General features: G+C 34.7%; 17 protein-coding genes. 2 read left to right on the top strand and 15 right to left on the bottom strand.

The features are described from left to right. The first annotated feature begins 129 nt into the window (after nt 1–129). The gene (locus tag BU804_RS07975) at nt 130–1,437 is read left to right on the top strand and encodes a hypothetical protein (RefSeq protein ID WP_075883661.1); all 1,308 of its coding nucleotides are present in this window, start codon (nt 130–132) and stop codon (nt 1,435–1,437) included. 215 nt (nt 1,438–1,652) lie between these two features. Here the strand turns inward: BU804_RS07975 and BU804_RS07970 are convergent, their stop codons facing one another. The 13 genes from BU804_RS07970 to BU804_RS07910 all read right to left on the bottom strand — a co-directional run bounded on the left by BU804_RS07970 (nt 1,653) and on the right by BU804_RS07910 (nt 18,775). Beyond that, entirely contained in the window at nt 1,653–1,928 is a 276-nt protein-coding gene (locus BU804_RS07970) for a hypothetical protein (RefSeq protein WP_075883660.1), read from the bottom strand. A gap of 25 nt (nt 1,929–1,953) precedes the next feature. After that, on the bottom strand, nt 1,954–3,549 hold the full coding sequence (gene lysS / locus BU804_RS07965; RefSeq protein ID WP_075883663.1) for a lysine--tRNA ligase: 1,596 nt from the start codon (nt 3,547–3,549) through the stop codon (nt 1,954–1,956). Nucleotides 3,550–3,558: 9 nt separating this feature from the next. After that, the gene (locus BU804_RS07960; RefSeq protein WP_075883659.1) at nt 3,559–3,768 is read right to left on the bottom strand and encodes a hypothetical protein; all 210 of its coding nucleotides are present in this window, start codon (nt 3,766–3,768) and stop codon (nt 3,559–3,561) included. Nucleotides 3,769–3,856: 88 nt separating this feature from the next. Next, nucleotides 3,857–5,284 carry a 30S ribosomal protein S12 methylthiotransferase RimO gene (rimO, locus tag BU804_RS07955; protein WP_226996169.1) on the bottom strand — a complete coding sequence of 476 codons (1,428 nt, stop codon included), beginning with the start codon at nt 5,282–5,284 and terminating at the stop codon, nt 3,857–3,859. Nucleotides 5,285–5,619: 335 nt separating this feature from the next. Then, a complete protein-coding gene (gene priA, locus BU804_RS07950) occupies nt 5,620–7,857 on the bottom strand; it encodes a primosomal protein N' (protein ID WP_075883658.1) in 2,238 nt (745 codons plus the stop codon). 2 nt (nt 7,858–7,859) lie between these two features. After that, a complete protein-coding gene (locus BU804_RS07945; RefSeq protein ID WP_075883657.1) occupies nt 7,860–8,801 on the bottom strand; it encodes a hypothetical protein in 942 nt (313 codons plus the stop codon). Then, nucleotides 8,802–9,524, bottom strand: coding sequence for a hypothetical protein (locus BU804_RS07940; RefSeq protein WP_075883656.1), 723 nt, complete (start codon nt 9,522–9,524; stop codon nt 8,802–8,804). Nucleotides 9,525–10,154: 630 nt separating this feature from the next. Then, nucleotides 10,155–12,698, bottom strand: a complete 2,544-nt coding sequence (mutS, locus tag BU804_RS07935; RefSeq protein WP_079988664.1) for a DNA mismatch repair protein MutS — start codon at nt 12,696–12,698, stop codon at nt 10,155–10,157. A gap of 222 nt (nt 12,699–12,920) precedes the next feature. Further along, nucleotides 12,921–14,228: a 7-dehydrocholesterol reductase gene (locus BU804_RS07930; protein ID WP_075883654.1), complete on the bottom strand. Its 1,308-nt coding sequence runs from the start codon at nt 14,226–14,228 to the stop codon at nt 12,921–12,923. A gap of 110 nt (nt 14,229–14,338) precedes the next feature. Further along, nucleotides 14,339–15,799 carry an efflux transporter outer membrane subunit gene (locus BU804_RS07925; protein WP_075883653.1) on the bottom strand — a complete coding sequence of 487 codons (1,461 nt, stop codon included), beginning with the start codon at nt 15,797–15,799 and terminating at the stop codon, nt 14,339–14,341. 3 nt (nt 15,800–15,802) lie between these two features. Beyond that, nucleotides 15,803–16,867 (bottom strand): HlyD family secretion protein, encoded by a 1,065-nt coding sequence (locus tag BU804_RS07920; protein WP_075883652.1) that lies wholly within the window; start codon nt 16,865–16,867, stop codon nt 15,803–15,805. After that, entirely contained in the window at nt 16,864–17,553 is a 690-nt protein-coding gene (locus BU804_RS07915) for an ABC transporter ATP-binding protein (protein WP_075883651.1), read from the bottom strand. Before BU804_RS07915 ends, BU804_RS07920 begins: the two co-directional genes overlap by 4 nt. 70 nt (nt 17,554–17,623) lie before the next feature. Continuing rightward, the gene (locus BU804_RS07910; protein WP_075883650.1) at nt 17,624–18,775 is read right to left on the bottom strand and encodes an ABC transporter permease; all 1,152 of its coding nucleotides are present in this window, start codon (nt 18,773–18,775) and stop codon (nt 17,624–17,626) included. Nucleotides 18,776–19,249: 474 nt separating this feature from the next. Between BU804_RS07910 and BU804_RS07905 the strand changes: the two genes are divergently transcribed. Then, on the top strand, nt 19,250–19,435 hold the full coding sequence (locus BU804_RS07905) for a hypothetical protein (RefSeq protein WP_075883649.1): 186 nt from the start codon (nt 19,250–19,252) through the stop codon (nt 19,433–19,435). A 15-nt stretch (nt 19,436–19,450) separates the two neighbouring features. On the opposite strand, the gene BU804_RS07900 is transcribed toward BU804_RS07905, so the two are convergent. Then, complete coding sequence (locus BU804_RS07900) at nt 19,451–20,560, bottom strand: hypothetical protein (protein WP_075883648.1); 1,110 nt, start codon at nt 20,558–20,560, stop codon at nt 19,451–19,453. Between the two features lie 79 nt (nt 20,561–20,639). After that, nucleotides 20,640–21,469 (bottom strand): M4 family metallopeptidase (locus BU804_RS07895; RefSeq protein WP_320410546.1); only part of this gene is annotated, 830 nt, incomplete at its 5' end.

Below are 21,469 nucleotides of genomic sequence, written 5' to 3'. Positions count from 1 at the left end.
ATTAAGGGTTGGACATAATGAACCACTGTTCAAGTTCGGCACCAAGCATAACATACTTAGGACTAACAAGTAAACTTAAATATTAAAATATTATATTAATTAGAATTAATAGGTAAAAAGTTAGTTTAAATGTTGGAAAATATAAAAAATAGCGATAAATATTTCAAATCTTTTTCTTTTAATTTTAAAGATGTTTTTTTTTCTAATAATGAAAATAAATCTATAAATAAAATTGAGTCTTTTTCTAAGAAATTTTTTAACCTCTTTAAGTTAATTCCAGTTACATTCGATTTATTAATCGGAACCATTTTTTGGATCAAAGAACATACAATCAAAAAGTTTTCTTTTTCTTCAAAAATTCGAAATATAGCTAAACAAAATAATATTGAATTTTCTGAGATTATTAAAATTAATCAAAATACCTTTATCAATCAAACTTTTATTACTTTCCCTTATCTTGAGATTTCTCGACTTGGAGATTATGCTAAATTTTATTTGAACGCAAAATGGATTGCTGATCAATTAAATGTCCCTGTGATTATTAGGCCTTTTCCCGATTCTCATTTTTTCAAAATTTCTGAAAATCATAAGTTTTACCTTCAAGAATCTTCAAAAACAAATAATTTTAAATTTCTTAGTAAAGAACAGGCCGAAAAGATTTGTAGTGGTGAATTAAAAAAAGAAGATTTAGGACCGGGGATATTTACGGCTCCTTATTTTTGGGATTGGAGACCTAAAATTAATTGGGCTGAAAATAAAGCTTTTAAAGTGGCCTATCAGGATGACTTTGCTTCCGCTAGCCATATCAAATTTCCTATTGTTGAACCTGTAGAAGGCAAAGTTAATATTGCTATTCAAGTAAGAGACGGTGGAGATTTTGATAATCTTCAAGACAAATTTTTATATCCTTTACGTTTTCCTGATTTAAGTTATTATGACGCGCAACTTGCCTATGTCCTTAACTTAGATGAATATAAAAATAAACCTTTGAATATTTATATTTTTACTGATGCGGTTGATCCCTCAAGCCTGAAAATAAGGTTTCAAACTATTGTTAACCAAAATGGTCATAGTCAGGATGTAACCATTAATTATCGATCAAATCAACGTAATGCAGATGAAGCTATTTTAACTGACTTAATTTCAATGGCTAATTTCTCTATTTTTATAAGGGCAAAATCAGGTTTTTCAGATCTTTCAGCTTTTTTGGGGCAGCCAGAATTAGAGATTCACCCTCATACTGGTAAACTGACAAAAGAAGGAGTTGCGTCTATTGATCAAGTAAAAATCATTAAAAGAGATAGTAGAAATCCGATTGTTAATGAAGAAGGAGACTTATGCTTAATTCAAGAAGGCAGATATGCAAAACAATGGCCGCAAGATCGACTTACTGATTTTGCCTATGTTTATCGTTGTTATAAAGGGGCCCATAGTTAGAATCTGATAATCTATTTTTATCGATAGTTAGAAATTAGTATTTTAATCCTGAATTTAGAAAACCATTTTGAAGAGAGCGTATATAGCATAGCAAAGTTAGCAGAATTTTTGTTTTGTTGAATTTTTGGAGAGGCGAATTTAATCGGTGCAATGCACCGATTATCTACTTATCTACTCATCCAAATTTCTGTGGCTATTTTACTTGAGTTTTTAATTTACTGCCATCGACGGTAGCGGGCTCCGACTGTCACTACTTTAGCTTCTCCACCTGTTCCTGCTAAAGCAACAAACCAAGCCATGATGCATAGAATGGGATTGGTTTGCCAATAATATTGGGTGGCTAAAATGGCAACTGTTAAATGAGGGGCAAAGAGCCAACCCATCCAAGTAAGGGGATTAAAGGGGATGGTAACCGCAAAAAGCATTGTCAACCTAGGAAATAGCGTGATAAAGAGTAAAAAGAAAATACCGTGGGAATCCCAAAAATTCATAAAATTCTCCTTTCAAATTAACCCGTTATAGCGATGTGTTTTGAATTGTTTTCATCCAAGGAAAATAGAGGACATCCCGAATCGAATGAGAATTAGTTAATATCATGACCAGTCGGTCAATTCCAATTCCAATTCCCCCTGTGGGAGGCATACCTTGGCAAATCGCTTCAATAAATTCTTCATCCAAGGGACTAGCTTCTTCATCACCAGCTTCACGACGATCTGACTGTAGCTCAAGCAAATGACGTTGAATTTCAGGATCGTTCAATTCGCTGTAAGAATTGCACACTTCTTGTGTTAAAATAAAACTTTCAAAACGTTCAACGAGTCCTTCTTCGCGATATTTAAGATCACGATGTGGTTTACAAAGAGGCGTTGTCTCGATGGGATGGTCGTAAATGTGATGGGGTTGAATTAAATGAGGTTCTACAAAAACTTCAAATAAAGCCGCAATCAGAAGTCCGCGACTCAATCCTTTAATTTTTTTAGGATCACAATGTGCACTCTCTAGCAATAAATGCCGCATCTCTTCATCAGATAAAACATTAGGATCGAGATTAGCATATTTTTTAATGCTTTCTTTCATAGTCAATCGAATCCAAGGAGCTTTCATATCGACATAAATTGTTTCAGCTCCTTCATGTGCTGTATAAGGAACTTTCGTGGTTCCATATAGGTCTAGAGCAAGCTTTTCGAAAAGGTTTTCCACAAAGTTCATCATATCGAAATAATCCCAATAGGAAGCATAAGCTTCTAACAAGGTAAATTCAGGATTATGATTGCGATCAATGCCTTCATTACGAAATACACGTGCCATTTCATAAACTTTATGCATCCCTCCTACAATTAACTTTTTAAGAGGAATTTCTAAAGAAATGCGTAAAAACATTTCTTGATCCAGCGCATTTAATTTTGTGATAAAGGGGCGGGCTTCTGCTCCTCCATAAATGCTTTGTAGGATTGGTGTTTCTACTTCTAAGAATTGATACTGGTCAAAGTAAGATCGGATTTCTTTCAAGATATGACTACGGGTACGAAAAACTTTAGCTACATCTAAGTGGGAAATCAAATCTAACCAACGTTTACGATAACGCAATTCTTTATCAGCCAGTCCACCATATTTATCGGCAAGCGGAAGTAGGGTTTTACAAAGAAGAGTCAGCTGTTTGACAAAAACAGTTAGTTCTCCTTTTTGAGTATGGAATAAGTAGCCTTCAACTCCAATGATATCTCCGAGGTCGATTTTTTTTTCGATAAATTTATATGGAGATAATTCGGGTTCTTCAGAACTAGGTTCAAAGTTCGTGACTAGCGTTTGATCTCGATTAAACATGATTTGTATGCGCCCTGTTTCATCCTGTAGATGTCCAAAGGCATTTTTTCCCATGGAACGAAAAAGGACAAGACGGCCAGCCAAACAAACAAAAGGTGTGGATCCTGAAGCTGCATCTTCACTATGTCCAATTTGTTTTGTATCGTATTCTTGATGAAGAGATTCTGCTGTATGAGTTGGTGTATATTTAGCGGGATAAGGATCTATCTTGCATTGACGTATTTCAACAAGTTTACGTAAGCGGTTTTGGTATTCTTCATGTTGGTGATAATCAGGTTTTTTTGTCATAAAACTCATCTATTTCTTTAAAGGGGTATTTTCTAAATCCAAATTGGGAATACGAACTTGAATGGGTCTTTGTTCGTCACTGCGGCTGTATTCAAGACGTGCATAAGCTTGCACTGTTGTCCAAATTAATGCCAGCGTATAAAGAACAAACATGAAAATAAAAAATTTTGTTTGACGGTTTGCTTCTCTTAATAATTTAATTGTTTGGGCAAATTTCATATGGGACTCCTCATTTTCAAATTGTTTATACAATAAATGAGGATTTCTCTCAAAACTTGTCTAAGCTTATAATTTAAAGTTTAAATTGTTAGATGACATGTCCTACTAAATCATAGTCTGCAACATCCGTGATTTCAACCGTGTAAATTTCTCCAAAAGCTTTTACTTTCCGTCCATCATTGATCAGGACTTGTCCATCAATATCTGGGCATTGACCAGTATGTCTTCCAATCATGAGAAGTTCCGTTTCTGGATGATAACCTTCCACTACAACTGCGATTTTTTTACCGATCATTTTTTTGAGATTTTTTTTCACAACTTTCTTTTGAACTTGCATCAAACGATGATAACGATCTTCTTTCATTTCATCAGAAATTTGATTAGGTAAATCGTAAGCGTGGGAACCAGGTTCTCGTGAAAATTTAAAGATTCCAACATTTTCAAGAGGATAGTCCTGGACAAATTGAATAAGTTCTTGAAACTGTTCTTCCGTTTCCCCTGGAAAACCAACTATTAAACTGGTACGAATGGAGACGTTTGGAATTTCTCGGCGTAACTTAGTGATAATTTCGATAATATCTTCTTTTGAAGTGGCTCGCCTCATGGATTTAAGAATTTGATTGTTTACATGTTGAATAGGCATGTCAAGATAAGGACAAATGCGAGAATCACTTTTCATTAAGGCAATTAACTCATCAGTGATTTCATCAGGATACAAATAGAGGAGGCGAAGCCAAAAAGCTTGTTTGATTTCTAGCATTGATTGCAAAAGGTTTAGCAAAGCTGTTAATTTTTTAGCCCCTTGATCTTTTCCGTAATCCCCTAAATCTTGTGCAATTAAAATGACCTCTTTAACACCTTGATTGAGAAGAAGATTGAACTCTTTGAGAATTTGTTCTTTGCCTTTACTTTTTAAAGGGCCTTTAATTGTGGGAATCACGCAATAAGCACAACGTTTACGACAGCCTTCAGCAATTTTTAAATAAGCGTAGTGTTTAGGAGTAGAAAGGCGGCGAGGAACTTCACCAGCCTCTAAGTAGCTTCTTGCTGAAGAAATAATCTGTCCTTTTTGAGTGGATTGAACAGCCTTTAAAATGCCTTCTACATCTCCTGATCCTAATAAGTAATCAATACTGGGAAATGTGGTTTTTAAAGCGTCACTATGTGTTTGAACCATACATCCAGTAACAATTAACTTTGCTGTTTTTTTTCGTTGAGAGAGGACCTCTTCAACGGTATCCATAGATTCTTGACGAGAAGCCTCTAAAAAACCACAGGTATTAATCACTAAATAATCAGCTTCTTCGAGAGTGGGGGCAACTTCATAACCTGCTTTTAATAAAATCCCTAACATGACTTCACTATCGACAAGATTGCGAGGACAACCCAAACTAATAAAATTAATTTTATTTCCTTCATGATCAAAGCAAGGGGAAGAAGATTCGCAAGAATCATTTTTCAATGCAATGTGATTTTGATCTTTTTTGACACCTTGATTTTTTAAAATAGGCAACATAGAACGAATGACTCCCTTATAAACTTTTGATCAAGAACAAGCGGATTTAATGACGTTTTGAAATAAATTTTGGAAATCAATTTATTCTTTTAACTATTTAATTTCAAGCTATTTGAAAGATAGGTGATTGTTAAATTTAAATGTTATTTTTTATTTAATAATTTTTTTTAATATAACTTTATTTTTCCATTAATAAATCTAATTTATGATTAAGGTAAATTAATTTGGAAACTAAAATAATAAAAAATTTTTTTTAATATTATAATCTAAAAAAAGAAATAAGGGGGCATAATTTATCATTTAGTCAAGCTAATCAAAAGTAAGCATTACAGCTTTTAAAAAAAAGTTGAAGAGGGATTAATATCGACGAACAATTTTATTCCCTTAGGGATGGAAAATTTTTGCATTAAATTTTCTAGAACTAAATTGAGAGGAATCATAGAGGGGCCCCGTAGCAAAAATTGATATCGATAAAGATCTTTGATTTTTGCATATCCACAGGGAATAACAGGATTAAATTCGTAGTGTTGGGGAAGTTGAAAAATGAGCAATTCTCGAAACTTCTGAGCAATTTCATATGTTTGATCGAGTTGCTTTCCACTGAAGGTTAATTTGGCGAGATGGGAAAAAGGGGGATAGTGGAACATTTCACGCACAGCAATTTCTTCTTCGTAGAATCCTGCGTAGTCTTGCTTGGCAGCATGTTGAATAGTAGAATTTTCAGGCATGGAAGTTTGAATAATGACTTCTCCTTTTGTCACACCACGACCTGATCGACCTGCCACTTGTGTAATTAGCTGAAAAATTGTTTCAGAAGCTCGGAAATCGGGAATATTAAGTCCTGCATCACTATTAAGAACGCCAACCAGAGTGACTTCTGGAAAGTGTAATCCTTTTGCGATCATTTGTGTACCAATCAATACATCCGCTTTTCCAGTTCCAAAATCGCGGAGTAATTTTTGATGACTTCCCTTGTGTTTCGTAGTGTCAGCATCAATTCGCATTGTGCGTATTTGAGGAAAAATAGCGTGAAGGGCTTTTTCAACATGCTCTGTTCCAGCTCCTCGAAATTTAAGATGCTTGGTTCCTCGACAAGAAGGGCATTCTTTAGGGGGTGGAGAAATTTGATAACCACATAAATGGCAGGAAAGATGATTGTCTCCTAAATGAAATGTTAAAGGAATTTCACAATGAGTGCATTTAACAATATGAGAACAAACTTGACATAGAAGCGTTGTATGGTAGCCCCTCCGATTGAGAAATAAAATGACTTGTTCACCTTGTTTTTGTCTTCTTTCAATTCCAGACAATAAAACTTCAGAAAAACTTGTCAACGTTTTTGCTCGTTCAAATTCTTTTTTCATATCTACAATAGTCACCTCTGGAAGGGTAGCTACATCTGCTCGTTTGTGTAAAACACTCAAGGCATATTTACCATTGAGAGCATTATAATAGCTTTCTAAACTTGGCGTTGCACTTCCTAACACAACAGTTGCTTGAGCGAGTTTCCCACGCATCACGGCAACATCTCTAGCTTGATAGCAAGGCGACATTTCATTTTGCTTATAAGATTGCTCATGTTCCTCATCAACAATAATTAATCCTAAATTAACTACTGGGCTGAAAATGGCTGAGCGAGCACCCACAATAATTTTAGCTCGCCCTTCACGAATTTTATGCCACTCATCTCGTCTTTCACCTTCGCTTAATCGATGATGTAAAATGGCAATTTTTTCTGCAAAACGACTTCTAAAACGTTGAATCGTTTGTGCTGTTAAAGAAATTTCAGGAACGAGCATGATCGTTCCTTTTTCTAACTTCAGAGCTTTTTCTATTGCTTGGAGATATATCTCTGTTTTTCCACTTCCTGTTACACCATGGATTAAATGGGTCTGAAAGATTTTTGCGTTTAAAGAGGCATCGATCTTATTTAAAGCTAATGCTTGATCTCCGTTCAATATTTTGGGTTTAGTCATAAAGTAGTCTTCATCCACAAGCGGAGAACGGTCAATTTTGATTGTTTCGACAATAAGAAGTTGTTGTTTGGCTAAAGATAAAACACTACTTCGAGAACTTTTGCTTTCTTCCAGAAGCTTAGAAAGTAAAATGCCGTTTTTCACTTGCAACATAACTTCCAATACAGAAGCCTGCGCTGGCTTTTTCTCTCTAATATCAACACAAACCTGTCTAAGAATTTCTTTAGATTTGCCCCGTACAACAAAAAGTTGTTCTTTTTCTTTCATTCCTTTGCGTACACTGGGGGGTAAAATAATACGGAAAATATCTCTTAACGGAGCACAATAATATTTTGCTACCCATAAAGCGAGCTTAAATAGTTCTTCGGGAACAAGAGGAGTCTCGGATAATAAACGTGTAATTGGTTTGATATTTTTAAAGTTAGAATCTGATTTAATTTCCACAATATAGCCTGTCCTTGAGTGTCCTCGAACAGGAACTTCTACGCGACTTCCTTTTTGAGCTGCTTCTAATTGAGAAGGAACAATTCCATAATCTAATGTTTTGTCAATCGATATATCTAAAATAACCGAAGCAATAGCGGCAAAAGGTTTCATGTTTAGCTAATTGTTGAGATTTTCGTGAGAGGTGTTAATTCATTACATATAGCTCTCCACAAGAGAGATTTTAGCTGAGGTTCTTTAAGGTAAAGATCTAGATCGGAGAGCAAAAGAAGAGGAGTTTGTAGAAGGAAATGTTTGCCTAGTTTAGGTTCTTCTCTATAATAACTCATTAAATCTGGTTGTAAATAGAGATGATAATCACTGGCAATGACAAGGCATAGTTCTTTAGCTTCGAATAATTTATTCCATTGTTTCTCTTTCTCCAATTTTAATGCAGAGACGACCCTTGATGGAGCAAAACGTAAACTAATTGCTTTAGCAATATTTTTTAAAAGTTTTAAATGACTTTCTTGGTTACCAAAAGAGAGAATTACAATGGACGGTACTTGCCGTTCGTACGTCCATTTATTCATTAATTTTTTGGCAAATTGGTCATTTGGAATAGTGTTAGAAAGTGCATAAGAGGGAAAATTTTTTTTAAAAATTTCTTTGAACTCTTGATTTTCAATTGTAGGAGAAACAGCAACTATGGGTTCTAACGTAAGAAGAGAAGGAAATTTTGTTTTTTCAACTTGTTTTAAAATCTCAGACTCTTTTTTTTGTAGCGGAAGGCTTTCAGGTTCAGTGGTAGTGGGCTGAGGATTAGGGGAGAAAATAGTAAGGGGAGGTGTAGACGGCTGCAAATCTGGTGAAGTAGGCGGCTTTGAATAAGGGGCAGTAGAAAAAGAAGAAGGGAAGACTTGTTTGGCGTTATTAGAGGAGACAAAACTTTGGTTTTTAATCGATTGTTGATTTTTTAGAGAATGGCTTAAAAAAGGTTTAAAATGTGCGTAAGAGTTAGGAAAACTTAAGAGAGTTTCATTTAGTTTATGTTCTCTAGCTAGAAAAAGTCGTGTTAATGATAAAAGCTGTGTATATTTTTCCCTAATATTTTCCATTTACATTCCCTTTTGAAGCATTTGCCTTTTCTCTAAATTTAAATAATGGAATCCCCTTTGCTCATACCGTTGTATTAAGAGAGGGAGTAAAGTATTTTGTTTAGCGAAAGATTTGAAATGTTTATAAGTCCATTCTTCACCATAAACTTTAACGAGCTGTTCTTTTTTTCTGATTAAGAAATAAACCACATTTTCATTGTTCCAATACAAATTTGCAACTTTAGGAATTTGTTTAGCAGTAACGTTAAATAATTTCAAAAGCTGTTTAAAAGAACGTTGAAAATAAGGGGGAAAAGTAACTTTGGCTTTTACCATTTGGCACAATTGAAAAGTATGAAGAAGGTTCATTTGATGATTAGCGAGATGCCACGTTTGGTAAACAGAATCATAAAGTTTTAAATGAGATGGGGTGAGTGAAGGATTTTTTGAAAATTGTTCACAGTAGTCTTTCATTTTTGTTAAAGGGCCTTTAATCCATTTAGATATCGTAATATGCTCTTGGTTGGGGTGCGTTCCTAAAAGCTGATTAAGTAAGTGAAGTAAGGGAGATATAGAGTAATCTATTTTTCCTGGCGGGAAATGTTGATGATCCATCCATTTTTGAATATGGCAAACAAACTGGTGAACGTTTAGAAATTCCATGATGACAAATTGAATCAATAATGAATTATCTTGATAGTATGCGTTGAAGTGTTTGGTCGGCCCTGGAATTTGTGTAAACACGCCTCAACCTGCTTTCATTTGCTAAAAGCTTAGCATACGAAAAAGAAAACTTAAATAAAAATATTAAAACGAGAATTTTCAAAAAATAAATACTTTATTTAATAAATAAACTAATTTACTTATGAAATATACTATTGGATAACAAAAAAGATTAAGATTGTTTAATAACTATTTTTTGACTTTATTTAGCAACCGCGTAACTTTTAATTACGCGGTTGAAATAGTTTAAACTATTTGACTAGCAAACAACGATTAAAATTTCTTTTGCGACGAATTTTTTGAGTGTTCTGGTTTTTGCTGATGTTGTTGCTTTTGATTAGGATTTTGTTTTTGTGGCTGAGGTTGTTTTTTATCCATAGAAGCCTCCTTAAAATTTTTGACTGCTTTTTAATTGTCGTGGTTAGTAGCCATACTTGTCTACTGTATACCATGAGACTGAAACAGCATGTGTTTTAATTAACACTCCTTTATCTATTCATTTTCTTAAATTCGTTGTCAATAAAAAAATAATTTATTTTTTTCTAAATAAATTATTTTTTTATCTAAATAACTAACTGTAAAAAAGTTAATATAAAAAATATTTTAAGTGAAAATTAGAGTTTGAAAAATTTTAAGTAAAAAATTATTGATTTATGATTGAAATAAGTTCAATTGAAAGTCAGTTAAAGGAACTTTTACTTTAGAAACCATACTCTTTTTTGAACGGGTAGGCTCAAAAGCGCTCTTACGATTCGCATTTTCTTCCAAATGTTCTAAAATTTCTTTAGAACGGTTTAAAACGGCTTGTGGAAGCCCAGCTAGGCGAGCAACGTGGATTCCATAGCTTTTGTCAGTTCCTCCTTTAATGATTTTTCTTAAAAATGTAATGTGATCGTCCGCTTCATGAACAGCAACGTTGTAATTAACAGCACCTGGAACCTTCTCTTCTAATTTTGTAAGCTCCCAGTAATGAGTTGCAAATAATGTTTTAGCCATTCTTTTTTCTGTTGTTAGAAGATATTCTGCCACAGACCAAGCAATTGATATGCCGTCATATGTACTTGTTCCCCGACCGATTTCATCTAAGATAACGAGAGATTGAGAAGTGGCATTGTTTAAAATATTTGCCGTTTCAGTCATTTCAACCATAAAAGTTGACTGACCTCTAGATAAGTCATCACTAGCACCTATTCGTGTAAAGACTTTATCGATAATTCCTATGTGAGCTTTAGCTGCGGGAACGAAAGAACCTATTTGAGCTAAAATGACAATTAAAGCTACTTGTCTCAGATATGTCGATTTTCCTGCCATGTTAGGGCCTGTGATTAAGAGCAATCGATTAGCTTGATCATCTAAATACGTGTCATTGGGAATAAATTTTTCATGTCGGCACACTGTCTCGATTACTGGATGCCTTCCCTCTTCGATCACAAGAATGGAGCTGTCATCAATGACAGGACATGTGTAGCAATACTTTTTTGCTACATTGGCTAAAGATATTAAACAATCAATTTTAGCTAACGCTTGAGCAACTTCTAATACATTTTTAGTATATGAAGCAACTTCTAAACGAAGTTGGTGAAAGAGTTCACTTTCAATAGAGTTAATGCGTTCTTCCGCTGTTAAGACTTTGCTTTCATATTCTTTTAACTCAGGTGTGATATACCGTTCAGCATTAACAAGGGTTTGTCGACGTATAAAGTGATCAGGCATTTTATCTATTTGACCGCGACTGACTTCGATAAAATAACCAAACATTTTATTAAAACCTACCTTTAGGGTTTTAATACCGGTTTCTTCTCTGATTTGAGTTTGGTAACGAGCCATCCAAGCTTTACTGTCATGACTGATTTCTCGCAATTCATCTAATTCACGATGAAAACCTTGTCGGAACGTTTTCCCTTCACCAAGTCTTAGAGGGGGCTCTTCTACGATTGCATTGGATATTAATGCATTCATTTTAGACAGAGGATCAAGTTTTTGTGTGTGCTCATTTATCCATTCTGAAGGAATGTTTAACAAAAGAGATTTAATAAATGCAATGGGCTTAAAAGAAAAATGAAGAGCTATAAGGTCCCGAGGAGTAGCGTAGCAAGCACTGACTTTCATCATCAAGCGTTCAATATCTTTAATTTGAAGGAATAGATTTTGTAATTGATCTACAATGTGTTCGTGATTTAATAGAGCTTGGATCCCATTTTGCCTTTGATGAATCTCAGAAACTTTTAAAAGAGGTTGCTTAACCCAATGATGCATGAGACGAGCACCCATAGGAGTCTGCGTTTGATCAATGACACCTAACAATGTATGACGCCTACTTCCATCTTGTAAAGAATGCGTTAGTTCCAGATTACGCTGTGTCATTCGATCTAACATCATAAACTGAGAAGAAGAGTAGCAACGAATGCTTTGAATATGTTGGATTGGTAGACACAGTGTCTCTTGTAAATAATTTAATAAAGCTCCTGCTGCATTGATAGCTGCAACCATTCCGCTTAGTCCAAAACCATCTAAGCGTTGAACCTTGAAATGATTAATGAGGAAATCATGTGCTTGTTGATGCTCAAATTGCCAGTCTTCTAATGTATTGACTATAAAAGAATATGTTTGTTGCATTTCTTCAAACAAGGAAGCATGTTTTTCTTTGAATTTTTCAGAAGTTAAAAATTCAGCAGGGTGTAAGCGATAAAGCTCATTTAAAAGTTCTCTTTCTTGCGTAAATTCACTCACCCAATATTCACCAGTCGTCAAATCTAAAAAAGCTAATCCAAAAATTTGCCCCACTTTTACTAAGGCAGCAAAAAAATTATTGTTTTTGTCGGAAAGAAGAGAGGAGTTAATAACTGTTCCAGGAGACACAACACGAACAACTTCGCGCTTGACTAAACCTTTAGTTTTTTTAGGATCTTCTATTTGTTCTGCAATGGCAACTCGAAATCCTTTAGCGACAAGTTTATCGATATATCCTTCACTTGTATGAAAAGGAATTCCACTCATGGGAATTTCTTGCCGTTTAGTCAATGTCAGCTCCAACTCTTTAGATAGCAGTTGAGCGTCTTCATAAAAAGCTTCATAAAAATCACCCATCCGAAAAAATAAAATAGCATCGCCCGCCATTTTTTTACAGGCGTGCCACTGCATCATCATGGGTGAAATTTTACTTTCATCACGGAAATGTTGTTCAAAATCAGACATAAATAAACTTATTTTTAATTGAAAAATAAACAAAATTTTATGAATTTTTAAGAACTATACCAAACTTCAGTAATAAAAGTACAATTTAGATAAATTTTTGTTTTTGAAATGAGGTGTTTTGGGATCAATCTTATAGAAAGATCCCTGACCATAAATGCAACGAATGAGATCATTCATTTAGATGTAACAAACAAAATCTGCATTTAAGAATATATCAATGTCTTAAATAACAAAGGGAATAATTTTATAAGGGACTCTTTGACAATAAATTTTCCAATCTTCCCCATATTTTTTGAAGCAGCGTTGATCATCTCTAAAGGCGCGATCAGTTAATAAGATGGTTAAGAAAACAAAATAAAAATAGGGTAGAAAATTCTCAAATAGAGCTGATGCACTCCAACAAAAGGCTCCAAGCAGTTCAGGAAGATAATGAAAATGTCTAGACAAACCCCACCAGCCAGAGGCTAGTAAAAGATTTTGTTTCGATTCTCCTGTTTGTGTTGTATATTTTGCAATTGTCAAAATGGGTTCTTTCCCCCAAATACGGCAATTTCCTTGATTTTTTCTCACTAATTGTCTTTGTCGATCTGCCAAATAGTTAACTAAAATTCCAATCACTCCAGCGACAAATAATAAACTGGATAGAGCTAAACCTAAGTGATTAGGGTGATCAACTAAATAGAGAGTAGGAGATGTATAAATACCTGGAACCCAAACAAGACATCCCCAACAAATATAGTAACCAGCTCTGTCGTGCATGATATCTAACGAACGAAGGTATCCAGGTTCCCAGATAAAAAATTTTGTAATATAAATCAGTTGGAGAGCTACTGCAACAAACATGGAATCGCTTAATCCATCAAGCTGTTGTTGTTTAGCAGCAAAAGAAATCACAATCAAAGCCCAGCTCATCATTCCAAATCGACAGTTAGTAAATTGCTTAATATCCCAACCGAGTAAGCGAGGGTAAAGTTCCATTCCCCAATAATAATCAAAAATGATATTTCCCGATCCTCCAACATCGCCATTTGAGGGAAAATAATGCCCTTTTAGGACAAGAAAAAAGCAAAAGCATAAACTAAATATATTCAAGGCTCCAAGTAGACCCGGAAAATTGTCATAAATAATTGTTGGAGCAAACAGTTGGTAATAACAAGATGCGATTAAAAAAATGGAGATCGTAACAATAAAAGCAGAAAACCCATTTGCTTTATAAAGGGGAACGTGTCCAGCAGGAGTTATTGGTCCCTCATAATCCTCTCCAGGTAGAATGCGCATTAAAATAAGCTGAAGAGAAGCAAAAATTACTAACATTGTCCAGGCTATAGAAGTTCCAAAAAAATAAGGAAACCAAATCGTTTTTAATGTGGACAGAAAACCTTGTTGCCAAGCAAATTCTATAAAACGAAAAAGAGAGCCTTCTAAATAAATATTGGTGTACCAAAAAGCAAACACAGTGGGAGGGCAAAGTAATAAAAGAATCAAAGGACCAAAAGTTTGTCGAAAAAAAGATGTTTGTGTTGGCAACATGTGGCCTCGCGAGAGAGAATTTACTAATTTTTTCTAGAATATGTTTGGTAATGCATAGCATTTCAATAAGAATTACTCAATTAAAAATTCGGAAAAATCTTGTTTTTCTATTAAGATGATTGCTCTTTTGAATCTTCTAAAAAATTCCATCCTCCCCCTAATGATTTATAAAGAGCAATATAGTGGAGAATTAATTGCATCTGACTTTCATTAAAAACTTCTTCTAATTCTATGAGAGCTCGATTAGTAAATTGAACTTCTAAATAATTTTTAAATCCTTTTAAATAAAGCTCTAAAGTGCCTCTTTGGGCTTCTTGAGCGGCGGAGTAAGCAACAGAAAGTTGTTGATGACGTTCTAATTCGTAGTGAAAAGAAGCAATAGCATTTTCAGTTTCTTCTAAAGCCTCTAAAACTGTCTTTTGGTATTCAAATAAAGCTTGCTTGGTTTTAAGTTTATGATAATCAACATCTCGTTTCAATAAACGGCTATTAAAAATAGGCATTAAAAGCTGAGGATTTGCAAACCATGTACCGCCCATTGTTGGGTTGAGAAGAGATTTTAAATGAGGTGTAACCATTCCGACAAATCCTTTTAAGGAAAGTTTGGGGAAGAGGGCAGCTTCTGCGCTTCCAACACTTTCTGTGGCTGTTGCCAATTGTCGCTCAGCTCGTCTAATGTCTGGACGCCTTCTCAATAATTCTGAAGGAATACCGATAGGTTTTTCAACAGGTAAACAAGGAAGATTAGAAAATTCCAGAAGTTCTTTCACCTCCCCTGGAAATTGTCCAAGCAGAATCGATAAATGATAGATTGTTTTTTGAATAGAGAATTCAATAACGGGTTTTCGAGCTTTTAGTGTGGCTAGCTGTTGTGTGGCAGTCAAAATATCAATCGAGTTTGCCATTCCGATTTGGAGAAGTTCTTCGGTTAGATGAAGAGTATCAGCTTGAGATTCAATCTGTTTATTGAGGAGAATCAATTTATGCTGTAAATGTCTTAGTTCAATATAATTTCTTCCAATTTCAGCTGAAAGAGTCACCCATATGTCATTAAAATTTTCCTCGTTGGCTTCAATTTGTGCTTCTAATGCATTCATTTCATATTGATTTGATTGAAATAAATCAATTTCCCAATCTGCATCAAAACCAATTTCAAATAAATTTAACTTCGAGGAATTGGTTTTTAGTTTATTTTGAGAATGTTTTAAAATCCTATTTAAGACTACATTTTGATGAGATTCTATATGACTGTAACTGCAAGACATATCTACATGTGGATATAAATCGCTATTTTTACCTTTTCTTTGTAGTCTAGCTTCGAGAATTCTTGTTCCCGCAAGATAGAGATCTAGATTTTGAAAAGCAGCTAATTTTATTAATCGATTTAATATAGGATCATTTAATGATTCCCACCAAATAAGGTGCTTGGGTGAATTTGTATGCATTCCGTTAGAAAGAGGGCTATTCCATTCATAAGGGATATCAAGTGAAGGTGGGACATAGCTTTTATGAGAACAGCAATTCGTTAATAAACCTGTAAAAATTAAAAAAGAAAAAAAAATAATACGCATTTCTTATTTCCAAGGGTATTCAGCTTGAATAAAAACATCCATGACCTGTCCAACAAAAATATTTTGGTCATTTTCCTTAAAGCGGTAAGTCACTTTTAACACTTTACTATCCACTTTTTCTATTAGGTTATTAGTAAAGTTTTGTTTGTTAACCAAATAAGGTTCGAATTTGATAAACTCAAGTTGAAACTTGATATTAGAATCCCCTTGCAAAAAGGCAACTGCTGGGGCATCTGATTTAAAATAGGGGGCATTAAATTGGTTAATGCTTACCTCTAAATGTTTTTCATTGGTGTTACCAAGGACAATCATAGGCATTTTAGAGCTATCTTGCCCAGCATGTTCTCCTTCATGAATGTTGATTTGCAAAATTCTACCAGTGATTGGTGAGCGAAGAAGTGTTCTCTCTATATCTATTTTGGCAGCATTCATACGAGCTTTAGTTTGAAGGGCCTCTAGTTGCGCGATTTTTAGATCCGGTAGCCAGGTACCGGCTTGGATTTTCTCCATATTTGCTTGCATTTGGTTTTTATTAGCTTCAGCCTCTTGATAACGAAACAGACGACGGTTAATTTCTTCTTGGCTTAATGCGCGACTATCTTGCATTCCACGAGTCATCTCATATTGGTTTTTAGCAAGAAGGTACTCAATGTCAGCTTTTTTTAATAAGGCTTCAGCAGATTGAAGATCTTCTTTTCTTGGAAAAGATTCTAACTTTTGAACATGAGCTTGAGCGATTTGATAAGCTAATTCTTGTATTTTTAAGTTGGCTTCTAAATCGCGATTTTCAAATTGAATAAGCGGATCGCCTTGATGCACTTCGTTGCCGACAGTCACAAAAATTTTATCTACAATTCGATTGATGGGGCTTCCAATAAAAATATTTTGGCTACCAGCTTCGACAACTCCTACAGCAGCAATGTAAGAACTAAAAGGAGACACGGGTCTTTTGATATCTAAAACCTTAAGGACTTCTTTGGGGTGAGATTCTTTCCACATGGAAAAAACAATTAAAAATAGGGAAGCTATGCTTAAAGCACAAATAAAAAAAAAGTAAGATCGTTTCATATTTTTCCAGATGATAAGATTTGTCCATCACTCATTTCGACAACTCTATCCGCAAATGAAAATATGCGATGATCATGAGTGACAACTAAAATAGCTTTTGAATGATTAGACGAAAGTTCTTTTAATAGATTCATAGCTTCTACTCCCGAGGTTTGATCTAGAGCACTTGTCGGTTCATCGCAAACAATGATTTTAGATTCATTTGTCATGGCTCGAGCAATAGCAACGCGTTGTTGCTGTCCTTTAGACAGAGAAGTGGGAGATACGTGAGACCGATGGGCCATTTTAAGGTATTCTAAAAATTGCATAGCCTTTTTTTCGGCCGCTTCTTGGGTATGTCCAGCTACAAGGAGGGGAAGAGAGACATTCTCTAAAACGGTCAAAGTGGGAATCAAAAGTAAGGATTGAAAAACAATCCCTAGTTGATCTCGACGAAATAAAGCTTTTTCTTTTTCGCTCATCCGATGAATTTCATGTTCGAATAAATAAAGTTCGCCTTCATCTGGTGTGAGAATTGTTGAAATAATGGATAGTAAAGTTGTCTTTCCAGATCCTGATGGCCCTACCAAAAGGGTGAGCTCACTTTGATGTATGTCAAGATTAATTCCTTTTAAAGCATCGACTCGATTCTCTTTTGTTCCATAACTTTTTGTAATTCCTCGACATTTGACTGCTATTTCTTTCATGCAATCCTTTCTGATAAATATTTTAATTGTGCTTTGTAAGTAAAGAAATAGAATTTCATAAAAGATTTGTTTAATTACCCATCAACACTTTAGGATCGGCTGTTGAGACCTTCCGAATGCATAACATTGTTGTAAGAAAGCAGATTAAAAGAACAATAACCGCTGTGAACAGCAATAATTGCCAAGGAAATAAAAAAGCCAAGGTAGTTCCTTGAATAGCTTCTCCCCAAAGCAGGGTAGCTCCTATGCCAAGGGAAAAACCAATGAGTCCAGCCAATAGAGCTTGCACAATAATCATGTTAAAAATCATTTTTTTTGTTCCGCCCATAGCTTTAATTAAAGCATAGTACATTAAGTTTTCAAGCGTCATACTATAAAAAATTTGCCCTGCAATTGAAAAACCAATGATGATTCCTAGTGCTACTGATAAACCAAAGTTAATTAAAATTCCTGTTTTTAGGAAGGATTCAATAATTTTTGATTCGAATTCTTCTTTGGTTAATGCATTTAAATTAGGATGAGCATTAATTTTTTGTTTGATTTCTTCGACAATTCTATTTGGATTTGTTTTGGCGACAATAAATTCAATTCTATCGCCTATAAGAGGGTTGAAATATTTAAATTGAGAGTAGGAAGAAAATAAAATAGGCTGAGGATAAAAACCTTGCGTAATTTTACAAATTCCTACAACAACTGCTCGACGGTTGTTGATTTCAATTTCATCGCTTATTTTTAATGGGCGTTTTTCTCCTTCACTCGTTATGGTGGCTAAAGAGCTATGTGCCGCATATACGTCTACAATCACAGCTCCTTCTCGTCTTAAATCTTTAACGTTACCCTCAATTATTTCTACCGGAGCACCAATTAAAGTTGCATCGTCAATACCATATAGTTTACAAACTTCAAAAGCCCCACTAGGAGTGATTAAAGAAACATTAGAGCGACTAATAGGGACTGCCCAATCTACACCAGGAGTACTTCGAACAATATCTAAATATCCTTCGGGCATAGATCTTACTCTGTCATCGCTTTCAGTTGCAGGATCAGTCACCCAAATATTTGGAGCAGGAATGTCTGTAACCATTCGATAAGATCTAGTGAGCAGCCCTAAAAAAATGGCTGATTGTTGGGAAACAAGAAGGGTTGTGAGAAAAATGCCAAAAATGACTCCCAAGCAAGAGGTTTTATTTCCAATCAACATTTTCAAGGCTAATAAAATCATGTTTGCTTAGTACTTTTGTTCGTTTGCGTGTTTCATAGCCAAAGTGATGAATCAATCTACATCTATTTCAGATGTAAGAATTGTAATAAGAACAAATCATTTTATCAAAGATCGAATCCTTTGCCAAATATAATTTTCATTTTATATTAGCCAGCTTCAAGACAAAGGTATCGCACTTTAAATTTATTTTGATACTTTTTGTGTAACTCGCTTACAGCTTACTTATGACTTAAGAGAGCGCATGATGCCCTATATAAAGATAAGGATTTTTAAAGTTACAGATGCAACAATTTTCAGTATACATGGGACTCAAAAGAAAAAAGAAGGAAACCGAACATTAAAAAAATAAAGAATGCAGATTTATAAAGCTTATCACGTCTCATTTAGTCCCTTATTTCAAAGAAATTCCTCAAAATATAGCCGGAAGATAGCTTACGTTAAACTGGCGTTAACTTAATACCATAGAGGTTCTGAATGAGCGCTAAGAAGAACGAGATCATTGATCCTAAGAGCTATGCTTGTGTTTTTGGAACCATTAAGAAAGATATTCAAGAGTCGCAACTGAGAGCGGCAATGTCAACTACCAAGGATTTCACAGCTCTTTATTGCTGTCTGTGGTGTATAGGCAATAAGAATTTTCTGCCAAACTGTGAAGTATGAAGCCTGCCACCTACACTACTCGAGACTTTCAAGATACTTTAAAGTATCGGAAATCCGGTATACATTACGGCCAATTTCGTCTAACATCACGCTTATTAGTGGGCTAAAGCTTGAATTTGGAAAGGCAAAATAAAAAGTTGTATTCTTAATTCGTTTTATTAGCTCGTCTGTATTGGCTTTTTTACCTTTGGAAAGCACTGTAAATTTTAGCTGATCAGCTAAACGAATATAGGGTTGTTCAGCGAGAGCAAAAATAGCTTGAGGTTCCTCGGCTTTATAGAAGGTCATCCAATCTTCGATCGTAATCTCTGTAGTCGCACGATGTCCAAATTGTTCAATATAAGAATTGCCAATTCGAGTGGATTTAATGCCGACAATCTTATCTTCTAAAAGAGTTTGCATTTGCTGAGGAACAATGCATTTCCATAAAAAAACAAAGGCATTTGCTTCAGTAGTTTGCTCAGGGTCATTAAATACTTCACTCCAATAGTTCCTTTGAGATTCCTCCAATTTCTCTAGCTTGCTTTTAAGATGCTCTATTTCCGCTTGAATTAATTTTCGGTTAGAACCTAATAAAAAAATATGCCCAGTTACTTTAAGGTTGTTTTGCAAATAAACCAATGTTTCAATTATGCGTGTTTCCATACGTTCAGTACGGGCTCCAAAAACAATACAGTGATCAACGGTCATTTCACTATCAAGAGATTTTGGAAAAACGAAACCTAATTGTTGTAATAGTACATTGAAAGTTTGGCTGCATTTTTGCTTAGTAGGATTGTCTTCTAAATGCCATCTTTCTGTTCCTTCTTTACGCAATAAGCCTCCTCGATTACCTTGAACTTGCTGGAGAATTGAATTCAGATCATACAATGTATTCGCTGTTAAAGCTTTACAATCCAACTCATCTAGCTGGATGAGTAATGTTAAGAGACTCTGAAACTGGGGTGCTAACACAAGGGCGTGGTTTGTCGGGTCATAGTTGAATAAATTAGACTCACCTAAGAGTAGTCTTGGATTAAGTTGAATAATTTTTTCAGTGGTCGAAGATAATTTATGCTTCAAACTTTGTTCTCGAACATGATAATGAATTTCTGAAGAAACAGATGTTGTTGGATGCACTTGCATGACTTTTCCCCTGTTTTTTTAATATTCCATAATCATTTGCCTAGAATGTTAAGAAGAAAAACCAACTTAACAAATTCGATTATGTCTTTGGAAACAAATGAGAGGTTTTTTGCCAAGCTTTCTTGATTGCATTGATAATAATACTGCCACCTTGAAAAAAAACTTCCCCATTAGCTTCGAGTGTCTTACTTTTAAATCCTGTAAAAGTTTTATCTTTAAGATTTAACATCGACTTAAACCAAATTCCTAAAAGCAAATCACAACGTGTTGAATCATAGTTCAGGCTTGTTGAAGCAAGATAAAATGTATGGCTAATAATTAAACTATTATCATGCACATATCCGTAATCATTGTCTTTATTATAGTTAACTACGGACTTAAATTTTTTAGGAGCTGTGCTTAAGTCACGAAAAGTACTAATTTCCCACCCCTTATCAATACCACTTATTTTCCGTTTAAATGCTATAGCAACAATATCCGCAATTGCTTCATTTAACGCTCCTGCTTCTCCTTGATTACCAAGTGAATTATGATTTTCAATCACGGCATGCGTCATTTCATGACACACAACATCTGGCTGAGAAGCAAACTCGTTATTAAAAGCGAAATGCTTTAGCTTAAGAGCATAATAGGCGTTTTTTTCAGGATAATGGACAAAAAATGGTGGAATCGTTCCTTCTTCATCTACACCGACTAGTTGAAAAGTAGTCCAATAGAATTCTTTTATTGTTTCCACTATTCCATGAATTTTTGAATAAATTTCTTTTTCGTCTTCATTGTTATAGATAAGTGCTTGGTAACCTAGTTGTTTAATTTCTTCACCGGTATAGGAACGAATCTGTATTGGTGGATAGGGGAAATCACTCCCATAAGCTTCTGACAAATATGCACCCATTTTACTCCTATATT

Source organism: Candidatus Protochlamydia sp. W-9 (genome assembly GCF_001950615.1).
In the GTDB taxonomy this organism is placed as follows: domain Bacteria; phylum Chlamydiota; class Chlamydiia; order Chlamydiales; family Parachlamydiaceae; genus Protochlamydia; species Protochlamydia amoebophila.
The sequence above is the reverse complement of the archived record's forward strand: the minus strand, read 5'-3'. Positions and strand labels throughout refer to the sequence as shown.

Coding starts and splice junctions, on each gene's coding strand:
- BU804_RS07915 (WP_075883651.1), bottom strand. CDS start 17,553: ATGAAAGAAATAGCAGTCAAATGTCGAGGAATTACAAAAAGTTATGGA.
- BU804_RS07975 (WP_075883661.1), top strand. CDS start 130: ATGTTGGAAAATATAAAAAATAGCGATAAATATTTCAAATCTTTTTCT.
- priA (WP_075883658.1), bottom strand. CDS start 7,857: ATGAAACCTTTTGCCGCTATTGCTTCGGTTATTTTAGATATATCGATT.
- BU804_RS07920 (WP_075883652.1), bottom strand. CDS start 16,867: ATGAAACGATCTTACTTTTTTTTTATTTGTGCTTTAAGCATAGCTTCC.
- BU804_RS07905 (WP_075883649.1), top strand. CDS start 19,250: ATGAGCGCTAAGAAGAACGAGATCATTGATCCTAAGAGCTATGCTTGT.
- BU804_RS07960 (WP_075883659.1), bottom strand. CDS start 3,768: ATGAAATTTGCCCAAACAATTAAATTATTAAGAGAAGCAAACCGTCAA.
- BU804_RS07910 (WP_075883650.1), bottom strand. CDS start 18,775: ATGATTTTATTAGCCTTGAAAATGTTGATTGGAAATAAAACCTCTTGC.
- mutS (WP_079988664.1), bottom strand. CDS start 12,698: ATGTCTGATTTTGAACAACATTTCCGTGATGAAAGTAAAATTTCACCC.
- rimO (WP_226996169.1), bottom strand. CDS start 5,284: ATGTTGCCTATTTTAAAAAATCAAGGTGTCAAAAAAGATCAAAATCAC.
- BU804_RS07930 (WP_075883654.1), bottom strand. CDS start 14,228: ATGTTGCCAACACAAACATCTTTTTTTCGACAAACTTTTGGTCCTTTG.
- BU804_RS07970 (WP_075883660.1), bottom strand. CDS start 1,928: ATGAATTTTTGGGATTCCCACGGTATTTTCTTTTTACTCTTTATCACG.
- lysS (WP_075883663.1), bottom strand. CDS start 3,549: ATGACAAAAAAACCTGATTATCACCAACATGAAGAATACCAAAACCGC.
- BU804_RS07945 (WP_075883657.1), bottom strand. CDS start 8,801: ATGGAAAATATTAGGGAAAAATATACACAGCTTTTATCATTAACACGA.
- BU804_RS07925 (WP_075883653.1), bottom strand. CDS start 15,799: ATGCGTATTATTTTTTTTTCTTTTTTAATTTTTACAGGTTTATTAACG.
- BU804_RS07900 (WP_075883648.1), bottom strand. CDS start 20,560: ATGCAAGTGCATCCAACAACATCTGTTTCTTCAGAAATTCATTATCAT.